Origin of the sequence: Paraburkholderia sp. EG286A, from assembly GCF_040965375.1 — a bacterium.
Classification (GTDB): Bacteria; Pseudomonadota; Gammaproteobacteria; order Burkholderiales; family Burkholderiaceae; genus Paraburkholderia.
In genome coordinates this window covers 303,520-325,499 of record NZ_JBFRCB010000003.1, presented here as the reverse complement: position 1 = coordinate 325,499, position 21,980 = coordinate 303,520, and the positions used below count along the sequence as shown (strand labels likewise).

The following is a 21,980-nucleotide window of genomic DNA, read 5'->3' as shown; positions in this document are numbered from 1 at the left end:
TTTCTCTAACGCTTAGTGTTGCTCGACGAGCGCACGGGCTTCGGCGACGTGGCCGCGGTACGCTTCGAAGATCTTGCGCAGCGCTTCGTCGAAGGTCGACTTCGGCGCCCAGCCGAGTTCCTGCTTCGTGTTGTCGATCTTCGGCACGCGATTCTGCACGTCCTGATAGCCCGCGCCGTAGTACGCGCCCGACGACGTTTCGACGAGCTGCACCTTCTTCGCCGTTTCCGCGTATTCCGGGAATTCGGCGGCGAGCGCGAGCATCTTGTGCGCGAGCTCGCGCACCGAGAAGTTGTTGGTCGGGTTGCCGATGTTGTAGATCTTGCCCGTGGCGACGCCGTCCTTGTTCTCGATGATCTTCATGAGCGCTTCGATGCCGTCGTCGATGTCGGTGAACGCGCGCTTTTGCGCGCCGCCATCCACGAGGCTGATGTTCTCGCCGCGCACGATGTGGCCGAGGAACTGCGTCACGACGCGCGACGAACCTTCCTTCGGCGTGTAGATCGAGTCGAGGCCCGGGCCGATCCAGTTGAACGGACGGAACAGCGTGAAGTTCAGGCCTTCCATGCCGTAGCCCCAGATCACGCGGTCCATCAGCTGCTTCGAGCACGCGTAGATCCAGCGCGGCTTGTTGATCGGGCCGTAGGTCAGCGCCGACGCGTCCGGGTCGAACTGCTCGTCCGAGCACATGCCATAGACTTCCGAGGTCGACGGGAAGACGAGGTGCTTGCGGTACTTCACAGCCGAACGCACGATCGGCAGGTTCGCTTCGAAGTCGAGCTCGAACACGCGCAGCGGCTGCTGCACGTAGGTGGCGGGCGTCGCGATGGCGACCAGCGGCAGGATCACGTCGCACTTCTTGACGTGGTACTCGACCCACTCCTTGTTGATCGTGATGTCGCCTTCGAAGAAGTGCATCCGCTCATGCTTGACGAGGTCGCCGAGGCGATCCGTCTGCATGTCCATGCCGAACACTTCCCAGTTCGTGTTTTCGAGGATGCGCTTGGAGAGGTGGTGGCCGATAAAGCCGTTCACACCCAGGATCAGAACTTTTTTGGTCATGGACGGGGGACAGATGAAATGAGTTCGGAGAACGCGGCAGGGCTGACGACGGTTTCTTGACCATCGTGCTGGTGCCGCAGTTCGTGGATCGCGATGGCGCGTGCGTCGCCGCAGACGGCGAAAAGCGCATTATCGCTTACGTGGATGCCGGCGGGCAATCCGGCGAGGGGGCGGACCCTTTCGGCGTCTTGCGAGCCGGGGCGCACGAGACGCGCGCGGGCAATCACGAAACGCTCGTTGCCGATCTCGGTGAACGCGCCCGGATAGGGCGGCGCGACGGCGCGGATCAGGTTGTACACGTGCTGCGCGCTCTCGCCGAAATCGATGCGGCCGTCCTCCGGCTTGCGCCCGCCGTAGTAGCTGCCCTTCGTGAGATCGTTCGGCAGATGCGGCGCCTCGCCCGCGATCAGCGCGGGCAGCACGCGCCAGAGCGTCTGCTCGGCGGCGACCGTCACCTTGTCGAAGACCTGCGCGGCGGTGTCGTCGGGCAGGATCGGCACCGGGGTCTGCGCGACGATCGCGCCCGCGTCGGGCTTCGCGCCCATTTCGTGCAGCGTGGCGCCCGTTTCGGTTTCGCCGTTGAGCACGGCCCAGTTCGTGGGCACGCGGCCGCGGTATTTCGGCAGCAGCGAGCCGTGCACGTTGTACGCGCCGCGCCCGGCGAGCGCGAGCAGGTCCACGGGCAGCATGTGCCGGTAGTAGAACGAGAAGATGAAGTCCGGGCGCGCCGCGGAAACGGCCGCGCGCAGCTCGGCGCTCTTCGGGTCGGCGGGCGTGACGACCTCGATGCCATGCTCCTCGGCCACCGACTTCACGCTGCCGAACCAGATGTTTTCGGTCGGGCTGTCTTCATGCGTGACGACGAGCGCCACGTCGACGCCGCCCGCGAGCAACACCTGCAGACAGCGCACGCCCACGTTGTGATACGCGAAGACAACGGCGCGCGGTTTCATTGGCCGGCTCCTTCGTTGGCCGGGTTCGTGGTGGCCGGCCGTGCAGCCGTACCGGCCGCTCGCGTGGGTTCAGCCGGCTGCGCAAAGGCGGCGGCCTGCATGAAATCCTGGCGCGGCGTATCGACGACGGCGCGGCCATTGCGCTCCTCGAGGATCGTCTGGATCAGGTAACGCGGACGCGCGCGCACCTGCTGGTAGATGCGGCCGATGTACTCGCCGAGCAGACCGAGCGCGAAGATGATCACGCCGAGCAGGAAGAACGTGATGGCGAAGAGCGTGAACACGCCTTGCACTTCCGCGCCGAGGATGAAGCGGCGGATCAGCAGCAGCAGGAAGAGGCCTGCCGAGCCGAGCGAGAGGATCACGCCGATGAACGAGAGCCACTGCAGCGGCACGACGGAGAAGCCCGTCACGAGGTCGAAATTCAGGCGAATCAGGCTGTAGAGCGAGTACTTCGATTCGCCCGCGAAGCGCTCTTCGTGCGCCACCTCGACCTCGACCGGGTTCTGCGAGAACGTGTAGGCGAGCGCCGGAATGAAGGTGTTGATTTCGCCGCAGCGGTTGATCGTGTCGATGATGCGGCGGTTGTACGCGCGCAGCATGCAGCCCTGGTCGGTCATCTTGATGCGCGTGATGCGCTCGCGCAGACGGTTCATCGCCTGCGAGGCCTTGCGCCGCCAGAGGCTGTCCTGGCGCTGCTTGCGGATGGTGCCGACGTAGTCGTAGCCCTCGCGCATCTTCTCGACGAGCTTGGCGATTTCCTCGGGCGGATTCTGCAGGTCGGCGTCGAGCGTGATGACGATCTCGCCGCGGGCCTGCTCGAAGCCCGCGAGAATCGCCATGTGCTGGCCGTAGTTGCCGTTGAGCAGGATCGCGCGCGTGGTATCGGGCCGCGCGCGGAACTGCTCCGCGAGCATCGCGGCCGAGCGGTCGCGGCTGCCGTCGTTGATGAAGATCACTTCGTACGAGGTGCCGAGCTTGTCGAGCGCCGGATACAGGCGCGCGAACAGCGCGGGAAGGCCAGCTTCCTCGTTGTAGACCGGAATGATGACCGAGACTTCCGGCGTGTCCGGGGTCAAGGTGCCTTGTTCCGTTTGACTCATGTGTGCGTCGATTCCGTTATTGGATGCTTCGGTTTGCTGCATGCGCAAAACGGCGGCGCGTGCGCTGCGCCGTCCGCCTGCGTTTCCCCTGTGTCGACCCGAATTGGCGCTTTGGCGCTGGCCCGGGTCCCATGCCCGTCGGGGCGGCTTTATCCCGTCCCCGACTTCCGTTACTGCCTGTCTTGCCAACTACTTCGCAAATTTCGCGCAAATCTCGTTCACCGCGCTGCACACGCGCGCCACGTCGGCTTCGGTCATCAGCGTGAAGAGCGGCAGCGTGACCGTGCTCGCGCCGAAGCGCTCCGCGTGCGGGAACATGCCCGCCTTGAAACCACGCTCGCGGTAGAGCGTGAAGAGGTGGATGGCCGGGTAATGCACGCCCGAGCCGATGCCGCGCTCCTTGAGTTCGCCCATGAAACCGGCGCGGTCGATCGCGAGCTGGTCGAGCGGCAGCGTGATCTGGAACATGTGCCAGTTGCTGTTGGCGAAATCGGCGAGCGGCAGGCCGACGCCGAGCTTAACCGCCGCGCCGCCTTCGAAGCCCGCGAAGTAAGCCCGCGCAAGCTCGCGGCGCTGCCGGATGAAGCGCTCGATGTGCTTGAGCTGGCCAAGGCCGACGCGCGCCGCTACATCCGTGAGATTGTACTTGCCGCCGAGCACGTCGCAGTCCATGCCGTCGAAGCCCGTGCGCGTAATGCCCTGGAGGCGGTACTTCTGCGCGAGCACGGCTTCGGCTTCGTCGTTGAGGACGAGCGCGCCGCCTTCGATCGACGTGAGGTTCTTGTTGGCGTGGAAACTGAACGAGACGATGTCGCCGATCGCACCGATGCGCTTGCCGTTCCAGCTCGAGCCGAACGCCTGCGCGGCGTCCTCGATCACGCGCAGCTTGTGCTGGCGGGCGATCGCGTAGAGCCGGTCCATGTCGACGGGCAGGCCCGAGAGGAAGACCGGGATGATGGCTTTGGTCTTCGGCGTGATGGCGGCTTCGAGCTTGTCGAGGTCGATGTTGCGCGTGACGGGATCGATGTCGGCGAACACGGGCGTCGCGCCGACTTCATAGACCACATTGCTGGTCGCGACCCACGAGGCGGGCGTGGTGATGACTTCGTCGCCGGGACCCACGCCGGCAAGGCGCAAACCGATTTCGAGCGTCGCCGTGCCCGAGTTGAAGGTGCGCACGGGACGGCCGCCGCAGTATTCGGAGAGCGCCGCCTCGAACGCCTGGTTCTGCGGGCCGGTCGTGATCCAGCCCGAGCGCAGCACGTCGACGACGCCCTGGATGGTTTCCTCGTCGATTTCGGGACGCACGAACGGCAGGAACGGAAGGGGCGACTGCGGAGATGACTGGGTCATGAGTGCTTTGCTCTTTGCTCGTCAGAAAGTGGGGCCGGGCAGCACGGCCGCCGCGGCGCATCTTACGAAATGCTTATATGGGCGCAATATGCTGCGCTGCAAGCGGCCTCGCCACGCGCGCCAGAAGCGCGCGCCGCGGCGCGTTAGCTGCGCGCCAGCACGAACACGCCGATCAGGATGATGCCGATACCCACGAGCCGCTGCACGCTCAGCACCTCGCCGAACAGATACCACGCCGCGAACGCGTTGACCACGTAGCCGAGCGAGAGCATCGGGTAGGCGATCGAGACGTCCACGCGCGAGAGCCCGACGATCCACACGACCACGCTGAACACGTAGCAGGTGAGGCCGCCGAGAATCGGCACTTGCGTCGCGAGCTTCAGGCCAATGGGCAAGATGTTCGCACGGCTGAATTCGAAGTGTCCAACGGCATTGACACCCGCTTTCAGCAACAGTTGCGCGCATGCGTTGAGGCCGACGCCGGCGAGGATGCAGATGAGGGAAATCGGATTCATCGGAAAGGGTGATCTAACGGGTTGTCGGGTTGGGGCGGGAGCCTGGCCGGGTCGCGCAGGCCGCGCCGGCCCGTGCCTGCGTGGCCCGCCCAATTATCGCCCATGCGTCAATCGGGGCCAGGAAGCGCTCAGGATTGCGGCTTTTCAACGATCACGCGGCGCGCGTCGCGGGCGATCACCTGCATCGGCAGGCCTTGCGCAGCCAGTTCTTCGTAGCGTTTCACCGGAATCAGCGCGAGCGCATAACGGTCGGACTTCCAGCGCGTCTCCCAGTCGGCAATGGTCGGCACCCATTTTTGCGGCTCCTCGGAGATGCCGAAGGCCAGCTCGTCGGTGACTTCGACCATCGTCATCGTATGGCGCACGTAGAAGGGCAGGGTGTGGTCGAGTACGCCCACCGAGTAGAACGGCGTGTCGGGCGGCAGCTTCGCGATGGCGGCGCGCACCGCGGGCGCGAGCGGCGCGCCGGAACTCAGGGTGCCGAACACGTCGTGGCCCGTGCCCGCAATGGTCGCGAGCAGCAGCCACGCCGTGCCGAGCGCGAGCACCGGTGCGCGCGCGCCGGTTTCGGGCGTGCGCTTCGCGCGGTTCAGGCGCAGGCCGACCATCGTGACGACGAAGGCCACCGCGGCCGCGGCGAACACCCAGACCTGGAACTCCCGGTAGAGCGCGTTCGGATTGCGCGCGTCGCCGAGCCGCGTGAGCACGAACGAGCCCGCCATCAGCACGACGGCGAACAGCGCGTAGCCCACGAGGTGCTTGTTCCACTGGGCCCGCGTCATGACCGGCAGATACATGCCGATGATGAGCGCCACGGGCGGCGCGATCGGCAGGACGTAGGAGACGAGCTTGGAGTGTGAGGCGCTGAAGAACAGGAAAATGAACACCGTCCACACGATCATCAGCGTGACGGGCGAGAAACCGTTGGGCTGACGCGGCGTGCGCAGCGCATGGCGCACGCTCTGCACGCTGACCGAAAGCCACGGCAGGAAGCCCACCAGCATGACCGGCACGAAGTAGTAGAACGGGCCGGGGCGGTTCTGCGCGGGCGTGAGGTAGCGCTGGAACTGCTGGACGATGAAGAAGAAGTTGAAGAACTCGGGATTGCGCTGCTGCACGAGGATGAACCACGGCGACACGATCGCGAAGAACACGATCAGGCCGCTCACGAGATAGAGGCGCTTCCAGAGCGCCCAGTCGCGCGAAATTGCCGTATAGAGCACGAGCACGGCGCCCGGCAGGATCAGGCCGACGAGGCCCTTGGACAGCACCGCCATCGCCATGGCCGCCCAGCACAGCCACATCCACAGGCGCGCGTTCGCTTTGGGCAGGCTCGGACGCTGCGCGAGCAGCAGCGCGCACAGCGAGAGCTGCATCCAGAACGACAGGCCCATGTCGAGCGTGTTGAAGTGGCCCATCAGGTTCCAGTACGGCGCGCAGGCGAGCACGACCGCGGCGAAGAAGCCCGTGGCGGCGTTGAACACGCGCGCGCCGGTGAAGCCGATCAGCAGCACGCCCGCGAAGCCGGTGAGCGCCGTGTACAGGCGCGCCTGCCACTCGCCGATGCCGAACCACGCGAACGTGAGCGCGTTCATCCAGGTTTGCAGCGGCGGCTTTTCGAAGTACTTATAGTCGTTGTAGCGCGGCGTGATCCAGTCGCCGCTCGCGAGCATTTCGCGCGCCATTTCGGCGTAGCGGCCTTCGTCGCTCGGCAGCAGGTGGCGCCAGCCGAGCGGCAGGAACCAGATCACGGCGAGGGCGAGGATCAGGAGCAGGATCGCGCTGCGCTTGAGCGGTAGCCTCGATGGCGTATCGTTCATGGGTTTCAGCCTGTTCTTGTTGCAGTCGTTGCGGTCGGGGTGCGAAGCGTGCGCGCTGGCCGCGCGCGGTGTGCGGGCCAGGTCCGGAGCGCGCGCTTCGCACGCGGCGCGCAAGTGTACTACGCCGCCGCGCGGCGACCTGATGGCAAGCTTAAGGCGCGTCAGCTTTCGATCAGAAGCGCGGCCGCCACGCGGCGGCCTTCGGCCATGAGGATGTTGTAGGTGCGGCAGGCGGCCTTGAAGTCCATTGCCTCCACGCCGATGCGCTTCGCGGCCAGCGCGGCGGTCAGGCGCGGATGCGGAAAGCGCAGCCGCTCTCCGCTGCCGAACACGACCACTTCGGGGTTCAGCGGGAGCAGCAGCTCGAAGAGTTCGGGCGTGAGGGCGTCGAACGACTGCACCGGCCAGGGGGTGACCGGCGCTTCGGGCATCACGATGATGCTGCCCGTATGGCGTTCGAGGTTCACTTCGACGTAGTCGGCGCCGTAACCGGTCACGGTGTTCAGCGCGGCGCTGGAGTCCTGGTGTAGTTTCAAAACGGGGTTCCGGGGTAAGGGCAGGTCGGGTGCGCAAGCGAGAGGGCGCATATCCTGTGCCGACGCCGGCCTCGGCGCGAACCGCCTTGCAGCCCGCCGTGTCACCCGCTTCGCGACCCGCCTCCTGGCCGATTGCGCATTGCGGAAGTTGGTCAAAATCCGCTAAATTATAGCTTTTTAGCCGCCGCTGCGGCGGCGCCCCCGGGTAGACCGCGCCGGCAGGCCGCTACGCGCGCCATCCGCGCATCGGGCGAGGGCAGCCACAAGCTGCTGGGGCGGCTTTGGGGTGGTCGGGTTGGCCAGCGTACGCTTTGCGAAGCGTCGCGCGTGCGCCCGGCGCTCCCTTCGCAATCGTGCACGGCTTTTGTCCCGCCGGGGGCGCCCTCCGGCTCCCTTGCCTGTCCTGTCCGCCAAGGCGCCATCCGCCGGCCGGTCAACGGCATTTCAGCCTGTTCCAGCCCTTTTACCGCGTCTTACTCGCCGCTGACGCCCTGACTGATTCTCTGACCGCTTCTCTGACCGATAGCCCGCCGTGAAACCGATTCTCAAATCCAACAAGCTGCAGAACGTTTGCTACGACATCCGCGGGCCGGTGCTCGAGCACGCGAAGCGCCTCGAAGAAGAAGGCCATCGCATCATCAAGCTGAACATCGGCAATCTTGCGCCGTTCGGTTTCGACGCACCCGACGAGGTCATTCAGGACATGATCCTGAACCTGCCGGGCTCCTCGGGGTATTCGGATTCGAAGGGTGTGTTCGCCGCGCGCAAGGCGATCATGCATTACGCGCAGCAAAAGGGCATCAAGGGCGTCGAGCTCGACGACATCTACATCGGCAACGGCGCGTCCGAACTGATCGTCATGGCCATGCAGGCGCTCCTGAACGACGGCGACGAAGTGCTGCTGCCCGCGCCCGACTATCCGCTGTGGACGGCGGCGGTGAGCCTCTCGGGCGGCACGCCCGTGCACTACATCTGCGACGAGTCGAACGCGTGGATGCCCGACCTCGACGACATCCGCTCGAAGATCACGCCGAACACGCGCGCGATCGTCGTCATCAACCCGAACAACCCGACCGGCGCGCTTTATTCTGACGACCTGCTGCGCGGGCTCGTGGCGATCGCGCGCGAGCACGGCCTGATCCTGTTCGCCGACGAGGTCTACGACAAGATCATCTACGACGGCAAGACGCACACGGCACTCGGCTCGCTCTCGGAAGACGTGATCACCGTCACGCTCAACAGCCTGTCGAAGAGCTATCGCGCGTGCGGCTACCGCGCGGGCTGGATGTTCCTCTCGGGCATGACGGGGGAAAACCGCCGCCGCTCGAAGGACTACACGGAAGGTCTCGGCATTCTCGCCTCGATGCGCCTGTGCGCGAACGTGCCGGGCCAGTACGCGATCCAGACGGCGCTGGGCGGCTATCAGAGCATCAACGAGCTGATCCAGCCGGGTGGGCGCCTGTATCGCCAGCGCGAACTGGCGTACAACATGCTCACGGCCATTCCCGGCGTGACCTGCGTGAAGCCCGAGGCGGCGCTCTACATGTTCCCGCGCCTCGACCCGAAGCTCTATCCGATCGAGAACGACCAGCAGTTCATCCTCGATCTGCTCCTCCAGGAGCGCGTGCTGCTCGTGCAGGGCACGGGCTTCAACTGGAAGCAGCCGGACCACTTCCGCGTGGTGTTCCTGCCGAACGTCGACGACCTGACCGATTCGATCAACCGCATCGCGCGCTTCCTCGACGGTTATCGTCAGCGGCACGGCACCTGAGCCAGTCACACGCATCCCCTTTTCAAACACTTGGACGAACACACGCTGCATGGATCCGATCAAAGTAGGTCTCTTGGGCTTCGGCACGGTGGGCAGCGGCACCTTCACGGTACTGCGCCGCAACCAGGAAGAAATCAAACGCCGCGCAGGGCGCGGCATCGAGGTGGCGCGCATCGCCGTGCGCAACCCGGCCAAGGCCACAACGGCCCTCGGCAGCGAAGCGGGCAGCGTCGAGCTGACGACCGACTTCAACGCCGTGGTCGACGATCCCTCGATTTCGATCGTCGCCGAAATGATCGGCGGCACGACGCTCGCCAGGGATCTCGTGCTGCGCGCGATTGCCAACGGCAAGCATGTCGTCACGGCGAACAAGGCGCTGCTGGCGGTGCACGGCACCGAGATCTTCGAAGCGGCGCGCGCCAAGGGCGTGATGGTCGCGTTCGAGGCGGCGGTGGCGGGCGGCATCCCCATCATCAAGGCGCTGCGCGAAGGTCTCACGGCCAACCGCATCCAGTACATCGCCGGCATCATCAACGGCACGACCAACTACATCCTCTCGGAAATGCGCGAGCGCGGGCTCGACTTCGCGACCGCATTGAAAGCCGCGCAGGAACTGGGCTACGCCGAAGCCGATCCGACCTTCGACATCGAAGGCGTGGACGCCGCGCACAAGGCCACGATCATGAGCGCGATCGCGTTCGGCGTGCCCGTGCAGTTCGACAAGGCCTACGTGGAAGGCATCAGCAAGCTCGACGCCATCGACATCAAGTACGCGGAAGAGCTGGGCTATCGCATCAAGCTGCTCGGCATCGCGCGCCGCACCGAGCGCGGCATCGAACTGCGCACGCATCCCACGCTGATTCCGGCCAAGCGCCTGCTCGCCAACGTGGAAGGGGCGATGAACGCCGTGGTCGTGCATGGCGACGCGGTGGGCACGACGCTGTACTACGGCAAGGGCGCGGGCGCGGAGCCGACGGCCTCCGCCGTGGTGGCCGATCTCGTGGACGTGACGCGTCTGCACACGGCCGACCCCGAGCACCGCGTGCCGCATCTGGCATTCCAGCCGGACAGCCTCTCGAACACGCCGATCCTGCCGATCGACGAAGTCACGAGCGGCTACTACCTGCGCCTGCGCGTGGCGGACCAGACCGGCGTGATGGCGGCCATCACGCGCATCCTGGCGGACAGCGGCATCTCGATCGACGCGCTGCTGCAAAAGGAAGCGGAGCAGGTCGACGCGCAAGGCAAGGCGGAAACCGACATCATCCTGATCACCCACGAGACGATCGAGAAGAACGTCAACGCGGCGATCGCGCAGATCGAGAAGCTCGCGACGGTGAAGTCGCAGGTCACGAAGCTGCGCATGGAAGGACTGAACTAAGGCAAGGGCTATGAATTACGTATCTACGCGCGGCGCGGGCGCCGGCGAGCATCATTTGTTTTCCGATATCCTGCTGGGCGGCCTCGCGCGCGACGGCGGCCTGTATCTGCCGGCCGAGTATCCGCAGATCAGCAAGGAAGAACTGGCGCGCTGGCGCGGCCTTTCGTACGCGGATCTCGCGTTCGAGATCCTCTCGAAGTTCGCCGGCGACATTCCCGCCGACGACCTGCGCGACATCACGCGCCGCACCTACACGGGCGAGACCTACCGCAACGTGCGCCATGGCGAAGACGCGAGCAAGATCACGCCGCTCACCACGCTCGGCGAGGAAAACGGCGCGCAGCTCTCGCTGCTCGAACTCTCGAACGGTCCGACGCTCGCGTTCAAGGACATGGCGATGCAGCTGCTCGGCAACCTGTTCGAGTACGCGCTCGCGAAGGCCGGCCAGGAGCTGAACATTCTCGGCGCGACCTCGGGCGACACCGGCAGCGCGGCGGAATACGCCATGCGCGGCAAGAAGGGCGTGCGCGTGTTCATGCTTTCGCCGCACAAGAAGATGAGCGCATTCCAGACGGCGCAGATGTTCAGCCTGCAGGACCCGAACATCTTCAATCTGGCCGTGGAAGGCGTGTTCGACGACTGCCAGGACATCGTCAAGGCGGTTTCGAACGACCACGCGTTCAAGGCGCAGCAGAAGATCGGCACGGTCAACTCGATCAACTGGGCGCGCGTCGTGGCGCAGGTCGTGTACTACTTCGCCGGCTACTTCGCGGCGACGAAGTCCAACGACGAGCGCGTCTCGTTCACGGTGCCCTCGGGCAACTTCGGCAACGTGTGCGCCGGCCATATCGCGCGCATGATGGGCCTGCCGATCGAAAAGCTCGTGGTCGCGACCAACGAGAACGACGTGCTCGACGAGTTCTTCCGCACCGGCATTTATCGCGTGCGCGGCTCGGCCGAGACGTATCACACGACGAGCCCGAGCATGGACATCTCAAAGGCGTCGAATTTCGAGCGCTTCGTGTACGACTTGCTGGGCCGCGATCCGGCGCGCGTGACGCAGCTGTTCCGTGACGTCGAGGAGAGGGGCGGCTTCGATCTCGTGGCGAGCGGCGACTTCGTGCGCGTGCAGCAGTTCGGCTTCGTTTCGGGCCGCAGCAGCCACGACGACCGCATCGCCACGATTCGCGACATCTACTCGCGCTACAGGACGATGATAGACACCCATACGGCCGACGGCGTGAAGGTCGCCCGCGAACACCTGCAGCCCGGTGTGCCGATGATCGTGCTCGAAACCGCGCAGCCGGTGAAGTTCGGCGAGACGATCCGCGAAGCGCTGGACCGCGAGCCGGAGCGTCCGGCGGCGTTCGACGGCCTCGAGGCGCTGCCGCAGCGCTTCGAAGTCGTGCCGGCCGACGCCCAGCGCGTGAAGGACTATATCGCCGCTCACACGGCGGACTGATCGACGCAGCCGGGGCCGGATCGGTTCGCGGTCCCGGCGCGTCGACATCGCATCAGCTTTACGCGTCGGCGGGTCGATCGCACCCGCCCGCTTGCATCACTTCAGCCGATCGTGCGCACTCGCAGGCATCGCGCGCCAGGGATATCCACGGCATAAGGCACAGCGTGCCGGTCGCGCCGCTACAATAACGGCAGACCAACCGCTGCTGGCGGCCCCGCCGCCAAGTCCGAGACGACCTCGATGTCCACGCCTACGTCCCCGTCTTCCGCTGCGCCGGCACCCGCGCCGCGCGCGCCGATGCTCTCCACCGCCGACGCCCTCGCCGCGCTGCTTGCCGCGGCGCAGCCGCTCGCCGGCGCCGAAACGATTTCGACGTTCGACGCGCTGAACCGCGTGCTCGCCACAGACGTCGTTTCGCCGCTCGACGTGCCGCCGATGCATACGAGCGCAATGGACGGCTACGCGGTGCGCGTGGCCGATCTCGCGCAAGGCAGCCGCCATCTGCCGGTTTCGCAGCGCATTCCCGCGGGTCACGCGCCACAGCCGCTCGCGGCGGGCACGGCGGCGCGCATCTTCACGGGCGCGACGGTGCCGCCGGGCGCGGACGCCGTGGTGATGCAGGAGCAGACCGAGGCCGCGGAAGGCGCCGTTACTTTTCTGCACACGCCCAAGGCGGGCGAATGGATCACGGCGCAGGGCGCCGATATCCGCAAGAACACGGTGATCCTGCCGGCGGGCACGCGCCTTACGCCGGCGGCGCTCGGGCTCGCGGCGTCGGTCGGGTGCGCCACGCTCACCGTCGTGCGTCGCGTGAAGGTCGCGGTGTTCTTCACGGGCGACGAACTGACGATGCCTGGCGAGCCGCTCAAGCCCGGCGCGATCTACAACTCGAACCGCTTCACGCTCACGGGCCTCTTGCGCAACCTCGGCTGCGAAGTCACCGACTACGGCATCGTGCGGGACCAGCTCGACGTCACGCGCGCGACGCTGCGCGAAGCGGCCGCCGCTCACGACCTCATCCTCACCTCGGGCGGTGTCTCGGTCGGCGAGGAGGATCACGTGCGGCCCGCCGTCGAGGCCGAAGGCCGCATCAACCTGTGGCAGATCGCCATGAAGCCGGGCAAGCCGCTCGCGTTCGGCGCGGTGCGTCGGGCGCAGGCGGCAGCGGAAGCGGAAACCGGTGAGGCGTTTTTCATCGGGCTGCCGGGCAACCCGGTGTCGAGTTTCGTCACCTTTTTGCTGTTCGTGCGTCCGTTCCTGCTGCGGCTTGCGGGCGCGACCCAGGTGAGCCCGCGCGCGCTCTCGCTGCGTGCCGATTTCACCCAGGCGAAGAGCGACCGCCGCAACGAATTCCTGCGCGCGCGCGTGAACCCGGCTGGCGGTCTCGACCTGTTCCCGAACCAGAGTTCAGCGGTTCTCACCTCCACGGTCTGGGGCGACGGTCTCATCGACAATCCGCCCAATCATGTGATCAGCGCCGGCGAGACCGTGCGCTTTATTCCGTTCACCGAATTGCTGTACTGAAAAGCCTCGAGCGATGAAGATCCAGTTGAAATTTTTTGCGAGTGTGCGCGAGGCGCTTGGCGTCGCGGACGAAACGGTCACGCTGCCGGACGGCATCGCGACGGTCGGCGACGTGCGCGGCTGGCTGCGTGCGCGTGGCGGTGTCTGGGCCGAGACGCTGGCGGAAGGCCGCGCGCTGCGCATGGCCTGCAATCACGTGATGACGGATCCGCGCACGCGCATCACCGAGGGCTGCGAAGTGGCGTTTTTCCCGCCGGTGACGGGCGGCTGAGCGTCACAGGAGACTCACGATGCCCGTGCGCGTACAAACGGAAGATTTCGACCTCACCGCCGAGGTGGCGCAGCTGCGGGCGCGCAATCCGGCGATCGGCGCGGTGGCGTGCTTCGTCGGCACGGTGCGCGATCTGAACGATGGCAGCACGATCGCCTCGCTCGAACTCGAGCACTATCCGGGCATGACCGAGAAGGCGCTGGAGGCGATCGTCGCCGAAGCGCAGCGTCGCTGGGCGGGCATCGAGGTGCTGATCGTACACAGGGTGGGCAAGCTCGAGCCGCTCGACCAGATCGTGCTGGTCGCGACCACCTCGAAGCATCGCGGCGACGCGTTCGCGTCCTGCGAGTTCGTCATGGACTACCTCAAGACCGAGGCGCCGTTCTGGAAGAAGGAAGAGACGGAGCAGGGCGCGCGCTGGGTCGATGCCCGCGAGAGCGACGACACGGCGCTGGCGCGCTGGGGAGTGGCGTCGGGGAACGCTTCGCGGGAATCCCGCTAGGCGCTCGTCCGCCGGGTTGAAGGGACAGATGTAGTTCACCGCCGCCCCTGTGTAACGCAACTAACCGCCTATTTCCGCACCGCCCTGAAAGCAGATGCGCTCACTCTGCCGGCGTGCTCTCGTCGACATCCATCTGGCGGCCAACGAAACGGGCCGGAAACGGCTCGCCGGTCGGGCGCGTAGGCAAGTCGTGGCCGTGCCCGGCGGGGCGCCTGCGTGGCGCTACGCGATCGAGAAGGGCCTGTTGCTCGGGCGGAATCGTGTAGTCCCAGCCAAAGCGGCTCAGTTGCAGGCTTTGCGCAATCCGCAACGCGGGTTCCATGAACTGCACCGCCGCCGCGGGCTCGTAGCGAGCCTGAACCGTATCGAGGAAAAGATAGAGCCAGCGGCTGAAATGCTGCGGTTCGACGCCGGGCACCGGATCGTGCGCCTGCTGCACGTTGCCGCGGTAGCTTTTGGTGCCGAGCACGAGACTCGACCAGAAGCGGCACATTTTCGGCAGATGTTCGTCCCAGCGCCCGGCGAGCACGCCGTCGAACACCGGGCCGAGCATGGCGTCGTCGCGCACGCGGTCGTAGAACGCGTAGACGAGTTCGCGGATGTTCTCTTCAGTTGGCTGGGCGTGCAGTGTGGCAGCGGGGCGGGTGTCGGGGCGAGTCATTTGGGGCCTGGGTGATACCTGGGGTGCCTGGAGTGCCTGGAGTGTAGTCGGCGGCGGGGCGCCGGCACGGTGCGACAGTGAGCCGCATGCAAGCTGCCAGGCACTGCGAAGCGTCCATCGAAGTGACAATCATACCCAGTCCAGGCAAAACCTGCATGCTACCTGCATGTTATTGTATGGGTTTCTGTCACCCGCACCACCTCTGTCATTGCGACCGCCATGAGACTGACCGACTACACCGACTATTCGTTGCGCGTGATGCTGTATCTCGCGCTGCGTCGCGACAGCCTGGCCACGATCCAGGAGATCTCGGACGCCTACGGCGTATCGAAGAATCATCTGATGAAAGTCGTGCAGCGCCTTGGCGAGCTTGGCTGGGTCGACACCGTCCGCGGGCGCAATGGCGGCTTGCGGCTCGCGCCTGCATCGCTCGAGTTGAGCGTTGGCGCGGTCGTCCGTGAGACGGAAAGCGACTTCTCGCTGGTCGGCTGCTTTCCGGACGAGCATGGCGACCGGCGCAGCTGCGTCATCGAGCCGCAGTGCCGGCTCAAGCACGCACTGGCGGCGGCGCGCGACGCGTTTCTCGCGGAACTCGACCGCCATACCATCGGCGAACTGGCGCAGCCGGCAGGCGAACTGACCGGGCTGCTCGGCCTCGCGCCAATCCAGTTCATGCCGCGCGCGCAGGCAGCGCGCTCCGCGTCTTCACGCGAGCATTGAAGGACGCGTCAGCGTCACCTCTTCGTTTTTCATCTCCCCGAGCCGCGGCGCTCAGCCGTGGCGCGCTGCCTCATGCGGCTGCGGCCGCCTCGCATTCTTTCCCCGTTTTCTCACGCCTCGGCAGCACCTGGCGACGGACGCTGCCCGCGCCTGAATCGCAGAAATCGGAAAAAATGACGCCAGAGCGCTTGAAACCGGCGCGTCCCCCCTCAAATTTGGTGACAGTCTAGAAATCCGGAGGTCTCGCATCAAATGAGAATCGACAAACTCACCACCAAGTTCCAGGAAGCCATCGCCGACGCGCAAAGCCTCGCGGTGGGCCACGATAACCAGTACATCGAACCCGTTCACCTGCTGGCTGCGCTCGTCGCGCAGCAGGACGGCTCCGCGCGCTCGCTCATGTCGCGTGCGGGCGTGCAGGTCCAGGCGCTGCAGAACGCACTGAACGACGCCATCAACCGCTTGCCGCAGGTGCAGGGCACCGACGGCAACGTGCAGATCGGCCGCGAGCTCACGGGTCTGCTCAATCAGGCCGACAAGGAAGCGCAGAAGCTCAACGACACCTATATCGCGAGCGAGATGTTCCTGCTCGCCGTTTCCGAAGACAGGGGCGAAGCGGGTCGTCTCGCGCGCCAGCACGGCCTGACGCGCAAGTCGCTCGAAGCCGCGATCGTCGCGGTGCGCGGCGGCGCGCAGGTGCACAGCCAGGACGCCGAGAGCCAGCGCGAAGCGCTCAAGAAGTACACCGTCGATCTGACCGAGCGCGCGCGTTCGGGCAAGCTCGACCCCGTGATCGGCCGTGACGACGAAATCCGCCGCTCGATCCAGATCCTGCAACGCCGCACCAAGAACAATCCGGTGCTGATCGGCGAACCGGGCGTGGGCAAGACGGCCATCGTCGAAGGCCTCGCGCAGCGCATCGTCAACGGCGAAGTGCCCGAGACGCTCAAGGGCAAGCGCGTGCTCTCGCTCGACATGGCCGCGCTGCTCGCGGGCGCGAAATATCGCGGCGAGTTCGAGGAACGCCTGAAGGCCGTGCTCAACGACATCGCCAAGGACGAAGGCCAGACCATTGTCTTCATCGACGAAATTCACACGATGGTCGGCGCGGGCAAGGCCGAAGGCGCGCTGGACGCGGGCAACATGCTCAAGCCGGCGCTCTCGCGCGGCGAGCTGCACTGCATCGGCGCGACGACGCTCGACGAATATCGCAAGTACATCGAAAAGGACGCCGCGCTCGAACGCCGCTTCCAGAAAGTGCTCGTCGATGAACCGTCGGTCGAGGCGACCATTGCGATCCTGCGCGGCCTGAAGGAGAAGTACGAGCTGCACCACGGCGTGGAAATCACCGATCCCGCGATCGTCGCGGCGGCGGAGCTCTCGCATCGCTACATCACCGACCGTTTCCTGCCGGACAAGGCCATCGACCTGATCGACGAAGCGGCTTCGAAGATCAAGATGGAAATCGATTCGAAGCCCGAAGCCATGGACAAGCTCGATCGCCGCCTGATCCAGCTGAAGATCGAGCGCGAGGCCGTCAAGAAGGAGAAGGACGAGGCGTCGCAAAAGCGTCTCCAGCTGATCGAGGAAGAGATCGACCGGCTGAGCCTCGAATATAAGGACCTCGAAGAGATCTGGACCACCGAGAAGGCCGCGGTGCAGGGCGGCGCGCAGATCAAGGAAGAGATCGACCGCGTGCGCGCGGAGATCAATCGCTTCCAGCGCGAAGGCAAGCTCGAAAAGGTCGCGGAACTGCAGTACGGCAAGTTGCCGGAACTCGAAGCGCAGCTCAAGCAGGTGACGCTCGCCGAGGCGAACGAGCAGAACAACCCCACGCGTTTGCGCCTGCTGCGCACGCTCGTGGGCGCCGAGGAAATTGCGGAAGTCGTGTCGCGTTCGACCGGCATTCCTGTTTCGCGCATGATGCAGGGCGAGCGCGAAAAGCTGCTGCAGATCGAAGAGAAGCTGCACGAGCGCGTGATCGGTCAGGACGAGGCCATTACCGCCGTGGCCGACGCGATTCGCCGCTCGCGCGCCGGTCTCTCGGACCCGAACCGGCCGTACGGCTCGTTCCTGTTCCTCGGGCCGACGGGGGTGGGCAAGACCGAGCTGTGCAAGGCGCTGGCGGGCTTCCTGTTCGATTCGGAAGATCACCTCATCCGCATCGACATGAGCGAGTTCATGGAGAAGCACAGCGTGGCGCGTTTGATCGGCGCGCCGCCGGGATACGTGGGCTACGAAGAGGGCGGCTATCTGACCGAGGCCGTGCGTCGCAAGCCGTATAGCGTGATCCTGCTCGACGAAGTCGAAAAGGCGCACCCGGACGTGTTCAACGTGCTGCTGCAGGTGCTCGACGACGGCCGCATGACCGATGGCCAGGGCCGCACCGTCGACTTCAAGAACACCGTGATCGTGATGACGTCGAACCTCGGTTCGCACCTCATTCAGGCGATGGCGGGCGAGCCGCAGGAAGCCGTGAAGGACGCCGTGTGGAACGAAGTGAAGCAGCAGTTCCGCCCCGAGTTCCTGAACCGGATCGACGAGGTCGTGGTGTTCCATGCGCTCGATCGCTCGAATATCGAGTCGATTGCGAAGATCCAGTTGCAGCGTCTGCGCGAGCGTCTGGAGAAGCTCGACATGGAACTCATGGTGTCGGACGAGGCGCTGGGCCAGATCGCCAAGGTCGGTTACGACCCGCTGTTCGGCGCACGGCCGCTCAAGCGCGCGATCCAGCAGGAGATCGAGAACCCGGTCGCCAAGCTGATCCTCGCGGGCAAGTTCGGCCCGAAGGACGTGATTCCGGTCGGCGTGCACGACGGCAAGTTCGTGTTCGAGCGCGTGGTGCACTAAGGCGAGTCTCCGGACTCGGGTGAGACGCGTGCCGGCAGGCGCGCGCCGAGCCGAAACGAAAAGGGCAGCGGAGTGATCCGCTGCCCTTTTTTCATGCCTGCAAAGAAGCGCTAACGGGCGCTTACGCCTGCTTGTTGCCGCCGCCGAACAGCGACGCCAGCCCGCCAAGCGTGCCGAGCACGCTCTCGGCGTTGATCTGGCCGCCTTGCGGCACTTCGCCGTTCGGCGTGCCCGCGTTGACCACGTGCGGCAGCACCTGAGCGAGCAGGCCGCTCACCTGGTCGGGCTGCATGCCGACCTTCTGGGCGAGACCCGAGACGACGTCCGAGCCGAGCACGTTGTGCAGTTGATCCGCCGAAACAGGCTGGTTCTCGCCGTTGCCGACCCACGACTGCACGATGTCGCCGAGGCCGCCTTGCTGGAACTTCTCGATGAGGCCGTTCAGCCCGCCGGGCTGGTTGTTGACGAACTCCATCGCCGCGGCGAGGAGTTGGGCCTGGCCGCCGCCTTGCTGTTGCGACTGCGAACCGAGCAGGGAACCGAGGGTATCTAGCAGACTCATGACGATCTCTCTGGGTGATGGCCGCGACGGGGGGACGCGGCCGGTAAATCGGACGGCGCACGCGGCGCCGCGTTTTCGAGGTCCGGTGTACGCCTTGCGCGCGCCGGACGATGGCGGCAATCAGGCGCCGGAAGCGGCCGCCGCCGATGCGGCCTTGTCCTTCTTCGACTTTTTGGGCTTTTTCGCCTTCGTATCGGATGCGGTGGCCGGCGCAGCCGCAGCGGAGCCCGCTTCGGGCGCGCTGGCAGCGGCGGCTGCCTTGTCCTTCTTGCTCTTGTGCTTCGACTTGCCCGCGGCCGTGTCCGAGGCGGCTTGCGCCGTGGTCGCGGCCGCCGGCGTCTGCGCCGTCATCGGATTGGCCGTGGTCGCAGCGGGCGCGGCGCTCGTGGCAGCGGCGCTCTTGCCGCTCTTCGCGCTAGCCGTCTTGCCCGCCGGCGGCGCGGAGGAGCCGTTGATCGTGAGCCCTGCCGCCTCGAGGTTCTGCACCGACTTCGGGCCGATGCCCTTGACGCGGTTCACGAGGTCGTCGGCGTCCTTGAACGGGCCGTTCTTCGTGCGTTCGTCGATGATTGCCTTGGCATGGACGGGGCCGATGCCCTTGACCGATTCGAGCGCGGTCTCGTCGGCGGTGTTCACTTCCACGGCTGCGGCGAGCACGGTGGACAGCGACAGGCCGATTGCGAGGAACAGCATCAGCAGCTTCTTGAGCATGGCAATCACTCCATTGAGGGCATTTTCGGTGAGCCGGGAACGGACGACGCATCCAGCGGAGGGGGCTGCGGTACAAGAATAGGCCAGATGGCGTATCTGTGGATCGCGAGCGCTCGATTTATACCGGCCTGAGTGTGGCAAGTAAATCGCGCCGCACAATATTTAATACTTCTGTGCAATCTGGCGACGCGAAACGCACAGCGGTCAGCGCAAACCGGCTCAAACGCGATGGGGCCCGACGATGGCGAGCTTCGCCATGCGCCGGTAGAGCGTCGCGCGCGAGATGCCCAGCGCCTGCGCGGCGGCGTTCGGACGCCAGCGGTGCGCCGTGAGCGCCGCGACGATGCGTGCGCGCTCGTCTTCGTCGGAGAGCGGCGACGCTGGCGGAATGCCGGCTGGGCAGCCGGACGCGGCCGCCGCTGCGAGTGGCGGCAGGCTCGCCGCGAGGTCGGCGCTCAGGTGCCGCGCTTCGACCAGCACGGTGTCGCAGACGGCGCATGCGTAGCGCATCGCATTGCGCAGCTGCCGCAGGTTGCCGGGCCACGCGAACTTCGCGAGCCGCGTCGCGAGCGAGGCGTCGAGCGCGAGCGGCCGGCCGGCGGCCTGTGCTTCTTCCGCGAAGACCGTGTCGATGAGCATCGCGATGTCGCGCCGCTCGCGCAGCGGCGGCAGCGTGAGCACCGCGCCGCTCAGGCGATAGTAGAGATCGTCGCGGAATGCGCCGGCGCTGGCCATCTGCGCGAGGTCCCGGTGCGTTGCGCAGACCACGTCGATGTCGACGCGCACCGGCGTTTCGCTCCCGAGCGGCAGGACTTCGCCCTCGGCCAGCACGCGCAACAGGCGCGTCTGCAGCGCGAGCGGCATGTCGCCGATCTCGTCGAGAAAGAGCGTGCCGCCGTCGGCCAGCGCGATCTTGCCGCGCGCGCCGTGGCGCCGCGCACCGGTGAACGCGCCCGGTGCATAGCCGAACAGCTCGCTCTCGATCAGCGACTCGGGCAGCGCCCCGCAATTCACCGCGATGAACGGACGATTGCGTCGCGCGCCGGCGTCGTGAATGGCGCGTGCGAACACTTCCTTGCCGGCGCCGGTTTCGCCGAGCAGCAGGATCGGCAGGCGCTTGCCTGCCACGCGCTGCGCGATGCGCGCGTTCTCGGCTACGCGCGCGTCGGCGCTGCGCAGGAAGGGGCCGAGCGCGCTGCGATCGTATTCGTGCGTCTCGGCGGCGTCGCGCCGCAGCGGCATGGCGCCATGCGCCGCGCCGGTGCCGCTGCGGGCACTGTGTCCGCCGTAACCGCTCGCCCCGAGCGGCGCGCGAATGCGCGCATACAGCATCGAGCCGTTCGCGCGCAGGCGCAGCGCCGCGATGGTTTCGATGCGCCCGATGTCGCGCAACTGCACGTGCGACGAATCGAAGATCTCGTCGATATGACGCGGGCCGTCGAGACAGGGCATGCATTCGCGCGCGCGCCGGTTCGCGGCGACCACGTTGCCGTTCTCGTCGAAAGCAATCAGCAGCTCGGGCTGCGCTTCCACGTAGTTGCGATTCTGGTGACCGAAGAGGATCCAGCACGACGCGAGGCGATGCAGGAAATAGCCGTCTTCGATCAGCGTGGCGCTCTGGCGCACGAGCTGGTTGACGATGCGCTGGCTCTCGCGATTGTCGGGCGACTGCACGGCCGACGCATCGAGTACGCCGATCAGCTCGCCGCCCGGCGCGAAGATCGGCGCGGCGCTGCACGTGAGCGTGGTGAACGCGGCGCGGAAATGGTCGGTCTTGTGCACCGTGATGGGCGCGAGATCGGTGAGCACGTTCGCGATGCCGCAGGTGCCTTCCTCGCTCTCGGACCAGCACGAGCCGATATGGAGACCCGCGTGCTTGAAGTCGTTGCGGCGCTCGCGGTCCAGGCGATAGTCGATCGTCACGCCGTGCGCGTCGGTCAGCATCACGCAGTAATCGGCCTCGCGCACCATGTCGTGCAATCGCGTGAGGCATTGACCGGAGGCGCGCAGAAAGGACTCCTCGCGATCGCGGATCTCGCGCAGCTCGGCGGCGCTCAGCACGCGCGGGCCGATCACGGAGCCGGGGTCCAGCTGATAGCGCTCGAACGAGCGCTGCCACGACGAGACGAGGCGCGGCGAATCGGACGGCGCGGGCAGCCGGCCTTCTACGGCGCCACGCACGCGCTCGGCGTGCCGGGTAGACGCAAGGGCGTAGGGCATGTG

The 21,980-nt window shown here is 66.1% G+C and carries 19 protein-coding genes; 8 read left to right on the top strand and 11 right to left on the bottom strand.

Going from position 1 to position 21,980, the window contains the following annotated elements; genetic code table 11:
• Positions 1-12: 12 nt before the first annotated feature.
• The 7 genes from AB4Y35_RS14190 to AB4Y35_RS14160 form a co-directional block, all read right to left on the bottom strand.
• Entirely contained in the window at positions 13-1,062 is a 1,050-nt protein-coding gene (locus tag AB4Y35_RS14190) for a bifunctional UDP-4-keto-pentose/UDP-xylose synthase (protein WP_368686376.1), read from the bottom strand.
• Positions 1,059-2,015, bottom strand: coding sequence for a formyltransferase (locus AB4Y35_RS14185; protein ID WP_368704831.1), 957 nt, complete (start codon positions 2,013-2,015; stop codon positions 1,059-1,061). The genes AB4Y35_RS14190 and AB4Y35_RS14185 overlap by 4 nt, the downstream gene beginning before the upstream one ends.
• Positions 2,012-3,118: a glycosyltransferase gene (locus AB4Y35_RS14180; RefSeq protein ID WP_368704830.1), complete on the bottom strand. Its 1,107-nt coding sequence runs from the start codon at positions 3,116-3,118 to the stop codon at positions 2,012-2,014. The genes AB4Y35_RS14185 and AB4Y35_RS14180 overlap by 4 nt, the downstream gene beginning before the upstream one ends.
• Positions 3,119-3,307: 189 nt before the next feature.
• Positions 3,308-4,471, bottom strand: a complete 1,164-nt coding sequence (locus AB4Y35_RS14175) for a DegT/DnrJ/EryC1/StrS family aminotransferase (RefSeq protein WP_368704829.1) — start codon at positions 4,469-4,471, stop codon at positions 3,308-3,310.
• A gap of 143 nt (positions 4,472-4,614) precedes the next feature.
• Positions 4,615-4,986, bottom strand: coding sequence for an SMR family transporter (locus AB4Y35_RS14170; RefSeq protein ID WP_028204911.1), 372 nt, complete (start codon positions 4,984-4,986; stop codon positions 4,615-4,617).
• A gap of 128 nt (positions 4,987-5,114) precedes the next feature.
• The gene (locus AB4Y35_RS14165) at positions 5,115-6,806 is read right to left on the bottom strand and encodes a glycosyltransferase family 39 protein (protein ID WP_368704828.1); all 1,692 of its coding nucleotides are present in this window, start codon (positions 6,804-6,806) and stop codon (positions 5,115-5,117) included.
• A 161-nt stretch (positions 6,807-6,967) separates the two neighbouring features.
• Positions 6,968-7,342: an Mth938-like domain-containing protein gene (locus tag AB4Y35_RS14160; RefSeq protein ID WP_342920479.1), complete on the bottom strand. Its 375-nt coding sequence runs from the start codon at positions 7,340-7,342 to the stop codon at positions 6,968-6,970.
• Positions 7,343-7,874: 532 nt separating this feature from the next.
• Here AB4Y35_RS14160 and AB4Y35_RS14155 point away from each other — a divergent pair.
• The 6 genes from AB4Y35_RS14155 (at position 7,875) to AB4Y35_RS14130 (ending at position 14,253) form a co-directional block, all read left to right on the top strand.
• Positions 7,875-9,113, top strand: a complete 1,239-nt coding sequence (locus AB4Y35_RS14155; protein WP_069267526.1) for a pyridoxal phosphate-dependent aminotransferase — start codon at positions 7,875-7,877, stop codon at positions 9,111-9,113.
• Positions 9,114-9,162: 49 nt separating this feature from the next.
• A complete protein-coding gene (locus AB4Y35_RS14150) occupies positions 9,163-10,494 on the top strand; it encodes a homoserine dehydrogenase (RefSeq protein ID WP_368704827.1) in 1,332 nt (443 codons plus the stop codon).
• A 10-nt stretch (positions 10,495-10,504) separates the two neighbouring features.
• Positions 10,505-11,956 carry a threonine synthase gene (gene thrC / locus AB4Y35_RS14145; RefSeq protein WP_368704826.1) on the top strand — a complete coding sequence of 484 codons (1,452 nt, stop codon included), beginning with the start codon at positions 10,505-10,507 and terminating at the stop codon, positions 11,954-11,956.
• A gap of 240 nt (positions 11,957-12,196) precedes the next feature.
• Positions 12,197-13,480: a gephyrin-like molybdotransferase Glp gene (gene glp / locus AB4Y35_RS14140; protein ID WP_368704825.1), complete on the top strand. Its 1,284-nt coding sequence runs from the start codon at positions 12,197-12,199 to the stop codon at positions 13,478-13,480.
• A 13-nt stretch (positions 13,481-13,493) separates the two neighbouring features.
• Entirely contained in the window at positions 13,494-13,751 is a 258-nt protein-coding gene (gene moaD, locus AB4Y35_RS14135) for a molybdopterin converting factor subunit 1 (RefSeq protein WP_254314079.1), read from the top strand.
• A 19-nt stretch (positions 13,752-13,770) separates the two neighbouring features.
• On the top strand, positions 13,771-14,253 hold the full coding sequence (locus AB4Y35_RS14130) for a molybdenum cofactor biosynthesis protein MoaE (RefSeq protein WP_368704824.1): 483 nt from the start codon (positions 13,771-13,773) through the stop codon (positions 14,251-14,253).
• Positions 14,254-14,353: 100 nt separating this feature from the next.
• Here AB4Y35_RS14130 and AB4Y35_RS14125 read toward each other — a convergent pair whose 3' ends face one another.
• Positions 14,354-14,914 (bottom strand): group III truncated hemoglobin, encoded by a 561-nt coding sequence (locus AB4Y35_RS14125; protein WP_368704823.1) that lies wholly within the window; start codon positions 14,912-14,914, stop codon positions 14,354-14,356.
• A 219-nt stretch (positions 14,915-15,133) separates the two neighbouring features.
• Between AB4Y35_RS14125 and AB4Y35_RS14120 the strand changes: the two genes are divergently transcribed.
• On the top strand, positions 15,134-15,634 hold the full coding sequence (locus tag AB4Y35_RS14120; protein WP_342920473.1) for an Rrf2 family transcriptional regulator: 501 nt from the start codon (positions 15,134-15,136) through the stop codon (positions 15,632-15,634).
• 252 nt (positions 15,635-15,886) lie between these two features.
• Complete coding sequence (gene clpB / locus AB4Y35_RS14115) at positions 15,887-18,484, top strand: ATP-dependent chaperone ClpB (protein WP_368686366.1); 2,598 nt, start codon at positions 15,887-15,889, stop codon at positions 18,482-18,484.
• Between the two features lie 121 nt (positions 18,485-18,605).
• Here the strand turns inward: clpB and AB4Y35_RS14110 are convergent, their stop codons facing one another.
• From AB4Y35_RS14110 to AB4Y35_RS14100, 3 genes are all read right to left on the bottom strand, one after another.
• The gene (locus tag AB4Y35_RS14110; protein WP_342920471.1) at positions 18,606-19,046 is read right to left on the bottom strand and encodes a YidB family protein; all 441 of its coding nucleotides are present in this window, start codon (positions 19,044-19,046) and stop codon (positions 18,606-18,608) included.
• 120 nt (positions 19,047-19,166) lie between these two features.
• The gene (locus AB4Y35_RS14105) at positions 19,167-19,757 is read right to left on the bottom strand and encodes a ComEA family DNA-binding protein (RefSeq protein ID WP_368704822.1); all 591 of its coding nucleotides are present in this window, start codon (positions 19,755-19,757) and stop codon (positions 19,167-19,169) included.
• 219 nt (positions 19,758-19,976) lie between these two features.
• The gene (locus AB4Y35_RS14100) at positions 19,977-21,977 is read right to left on the bottom strand and encodes a sigma-54-dependent Fis family transcriptional regulator (RefSeq protein ID WP_368704821.1); all 2,001 of its coding nucleotides are present in this window, start codon (positions 21,975-21,977) and stop codon (positions 19,977-19,979) included.
• Between the last annotated feature and the right edge of the window lie 3 nt (positions 21,978-21,980).

Bases quoted from the DNA above. Each gene is read 5' to 3' on its own strand.
- glp (WP_368704825.1), top strand. From the start codon at position 12,197: ATGTCCACGCCTACGTCCCCGTCTTCCGCTGCGCCGGCACCCGCGCCG.
- AB4Y35_RS14175 (WP_368704829.1), bottom strand. From the start codon at position 4,471: ATGACCCAGTCATCTCCGCAGTCGCCCCTTCCGTTCCTGCCGTTCGTG.
- AB4Y35_RS14180 (WP_368704830.1), bottom strand. From the start codon at position 3,118: ATGAGTCAAACGGAACAAGGCACCTTGACCCCGGACACGCCGGAAGTC.
- AB4Y35_RS14170 (WP_028204911.1), bottom strand. From the start codon at position 4,986: ATGAATCCGATTTCCCTCATCTGCATCCTCGCCGGCGTCGGCCTCAAC.
- clpB (WP_368686366.1), top strand. From the start codon at position 15,887: ATGAGAATCGACAAACTCACCACCAAGTTCCAGGAAGCCATCGCCGAC.
- AB4Y35_RS14100 (WP_368704821.1), bottom strand. From the start codon at position 21,977: ATGCCCTACGCCCTTGCGTCTACCCGGCACGCCGAGCGCGTGCGTGGC.
- AB4Y35_RS14125 (WP_368704823.1), bottom strand. From the start codon at position 14,914: ATGACTCGCCCCGACACCCGCCCCGCTGCCACACTGCACGCCCAGCCA.
- AB4Y35_RS14120 (WP_342920473.1), top strand. From the start codon at position 15,134: ATGAGACTGACCGACTACACCGACTATTCGTTGCGCGTGATGCTGTAT.
- AB4Y35_RS14110 (WP_342920471.1), bottom strand. From the start codon at position 19,046: ATGAGTCTGCTAGATACCCTCGGTTCCCTGCTCGGTTCGCAGTCGCAA.
- AB4Y35_RS14150 (WP_368704827.1), top strand. From the start codon at position 9,163: ATGGATCCGATCAAAGTAGGTCTCTTGGGCTTCGGCACGGTGGGCAGC.
- moaD (WP_254314079.1), top strand. From the start codon at position 13,494: ATGAAGATCCAGTTGAAATTTTTTGCGAGTGTGCGCGAGGCGCTTGGC.
- AB4Y35_RS14185 (WP_368704831.1), bottom strand. From the start codon at position 2,015: ATGAAACCGCGCGCCGTTGTCTTCGCGTATCACAACGTGGGCGTGCGC.
- AB4Y35_RS14165 (WP_368704828.1), bottom strand. From the start codon at position 6,806: ATGAACGATACGCCATCGAGGCTACCGCTCAAGCGCAGCGCGATCCTG.
- AB4Y35_RS14105 (WP_368704822.1), bottom strand. From the start codon at position 19,757: ATGCTCAAGAAGCTGCTGATGCTGTTCCTCGCAATCGGCCTGTCGCTG.
- thrC (WP_368704826.1), top strand. From the start codon at position 10,505: ATGAATTACGTATCTACGCGCGGCGCGGGCGCCGGCGAGCATCATTTG.
- AB4Y35_RS14130 (WP_368704824.1), top strand. From the start codon at position 13,771: ATGCCCGTGCGCGTACAAACGGAAGATTTCGACCTCACCGCCGAGGTG.
- AB4Y35_RS14190 (WP_368686376.1), bottom strand. From the start codon at position 1,062: ATGACCAAAAAAGTTCTGATCCTGGGTGTGAACGGCTTTATCGGCCAC.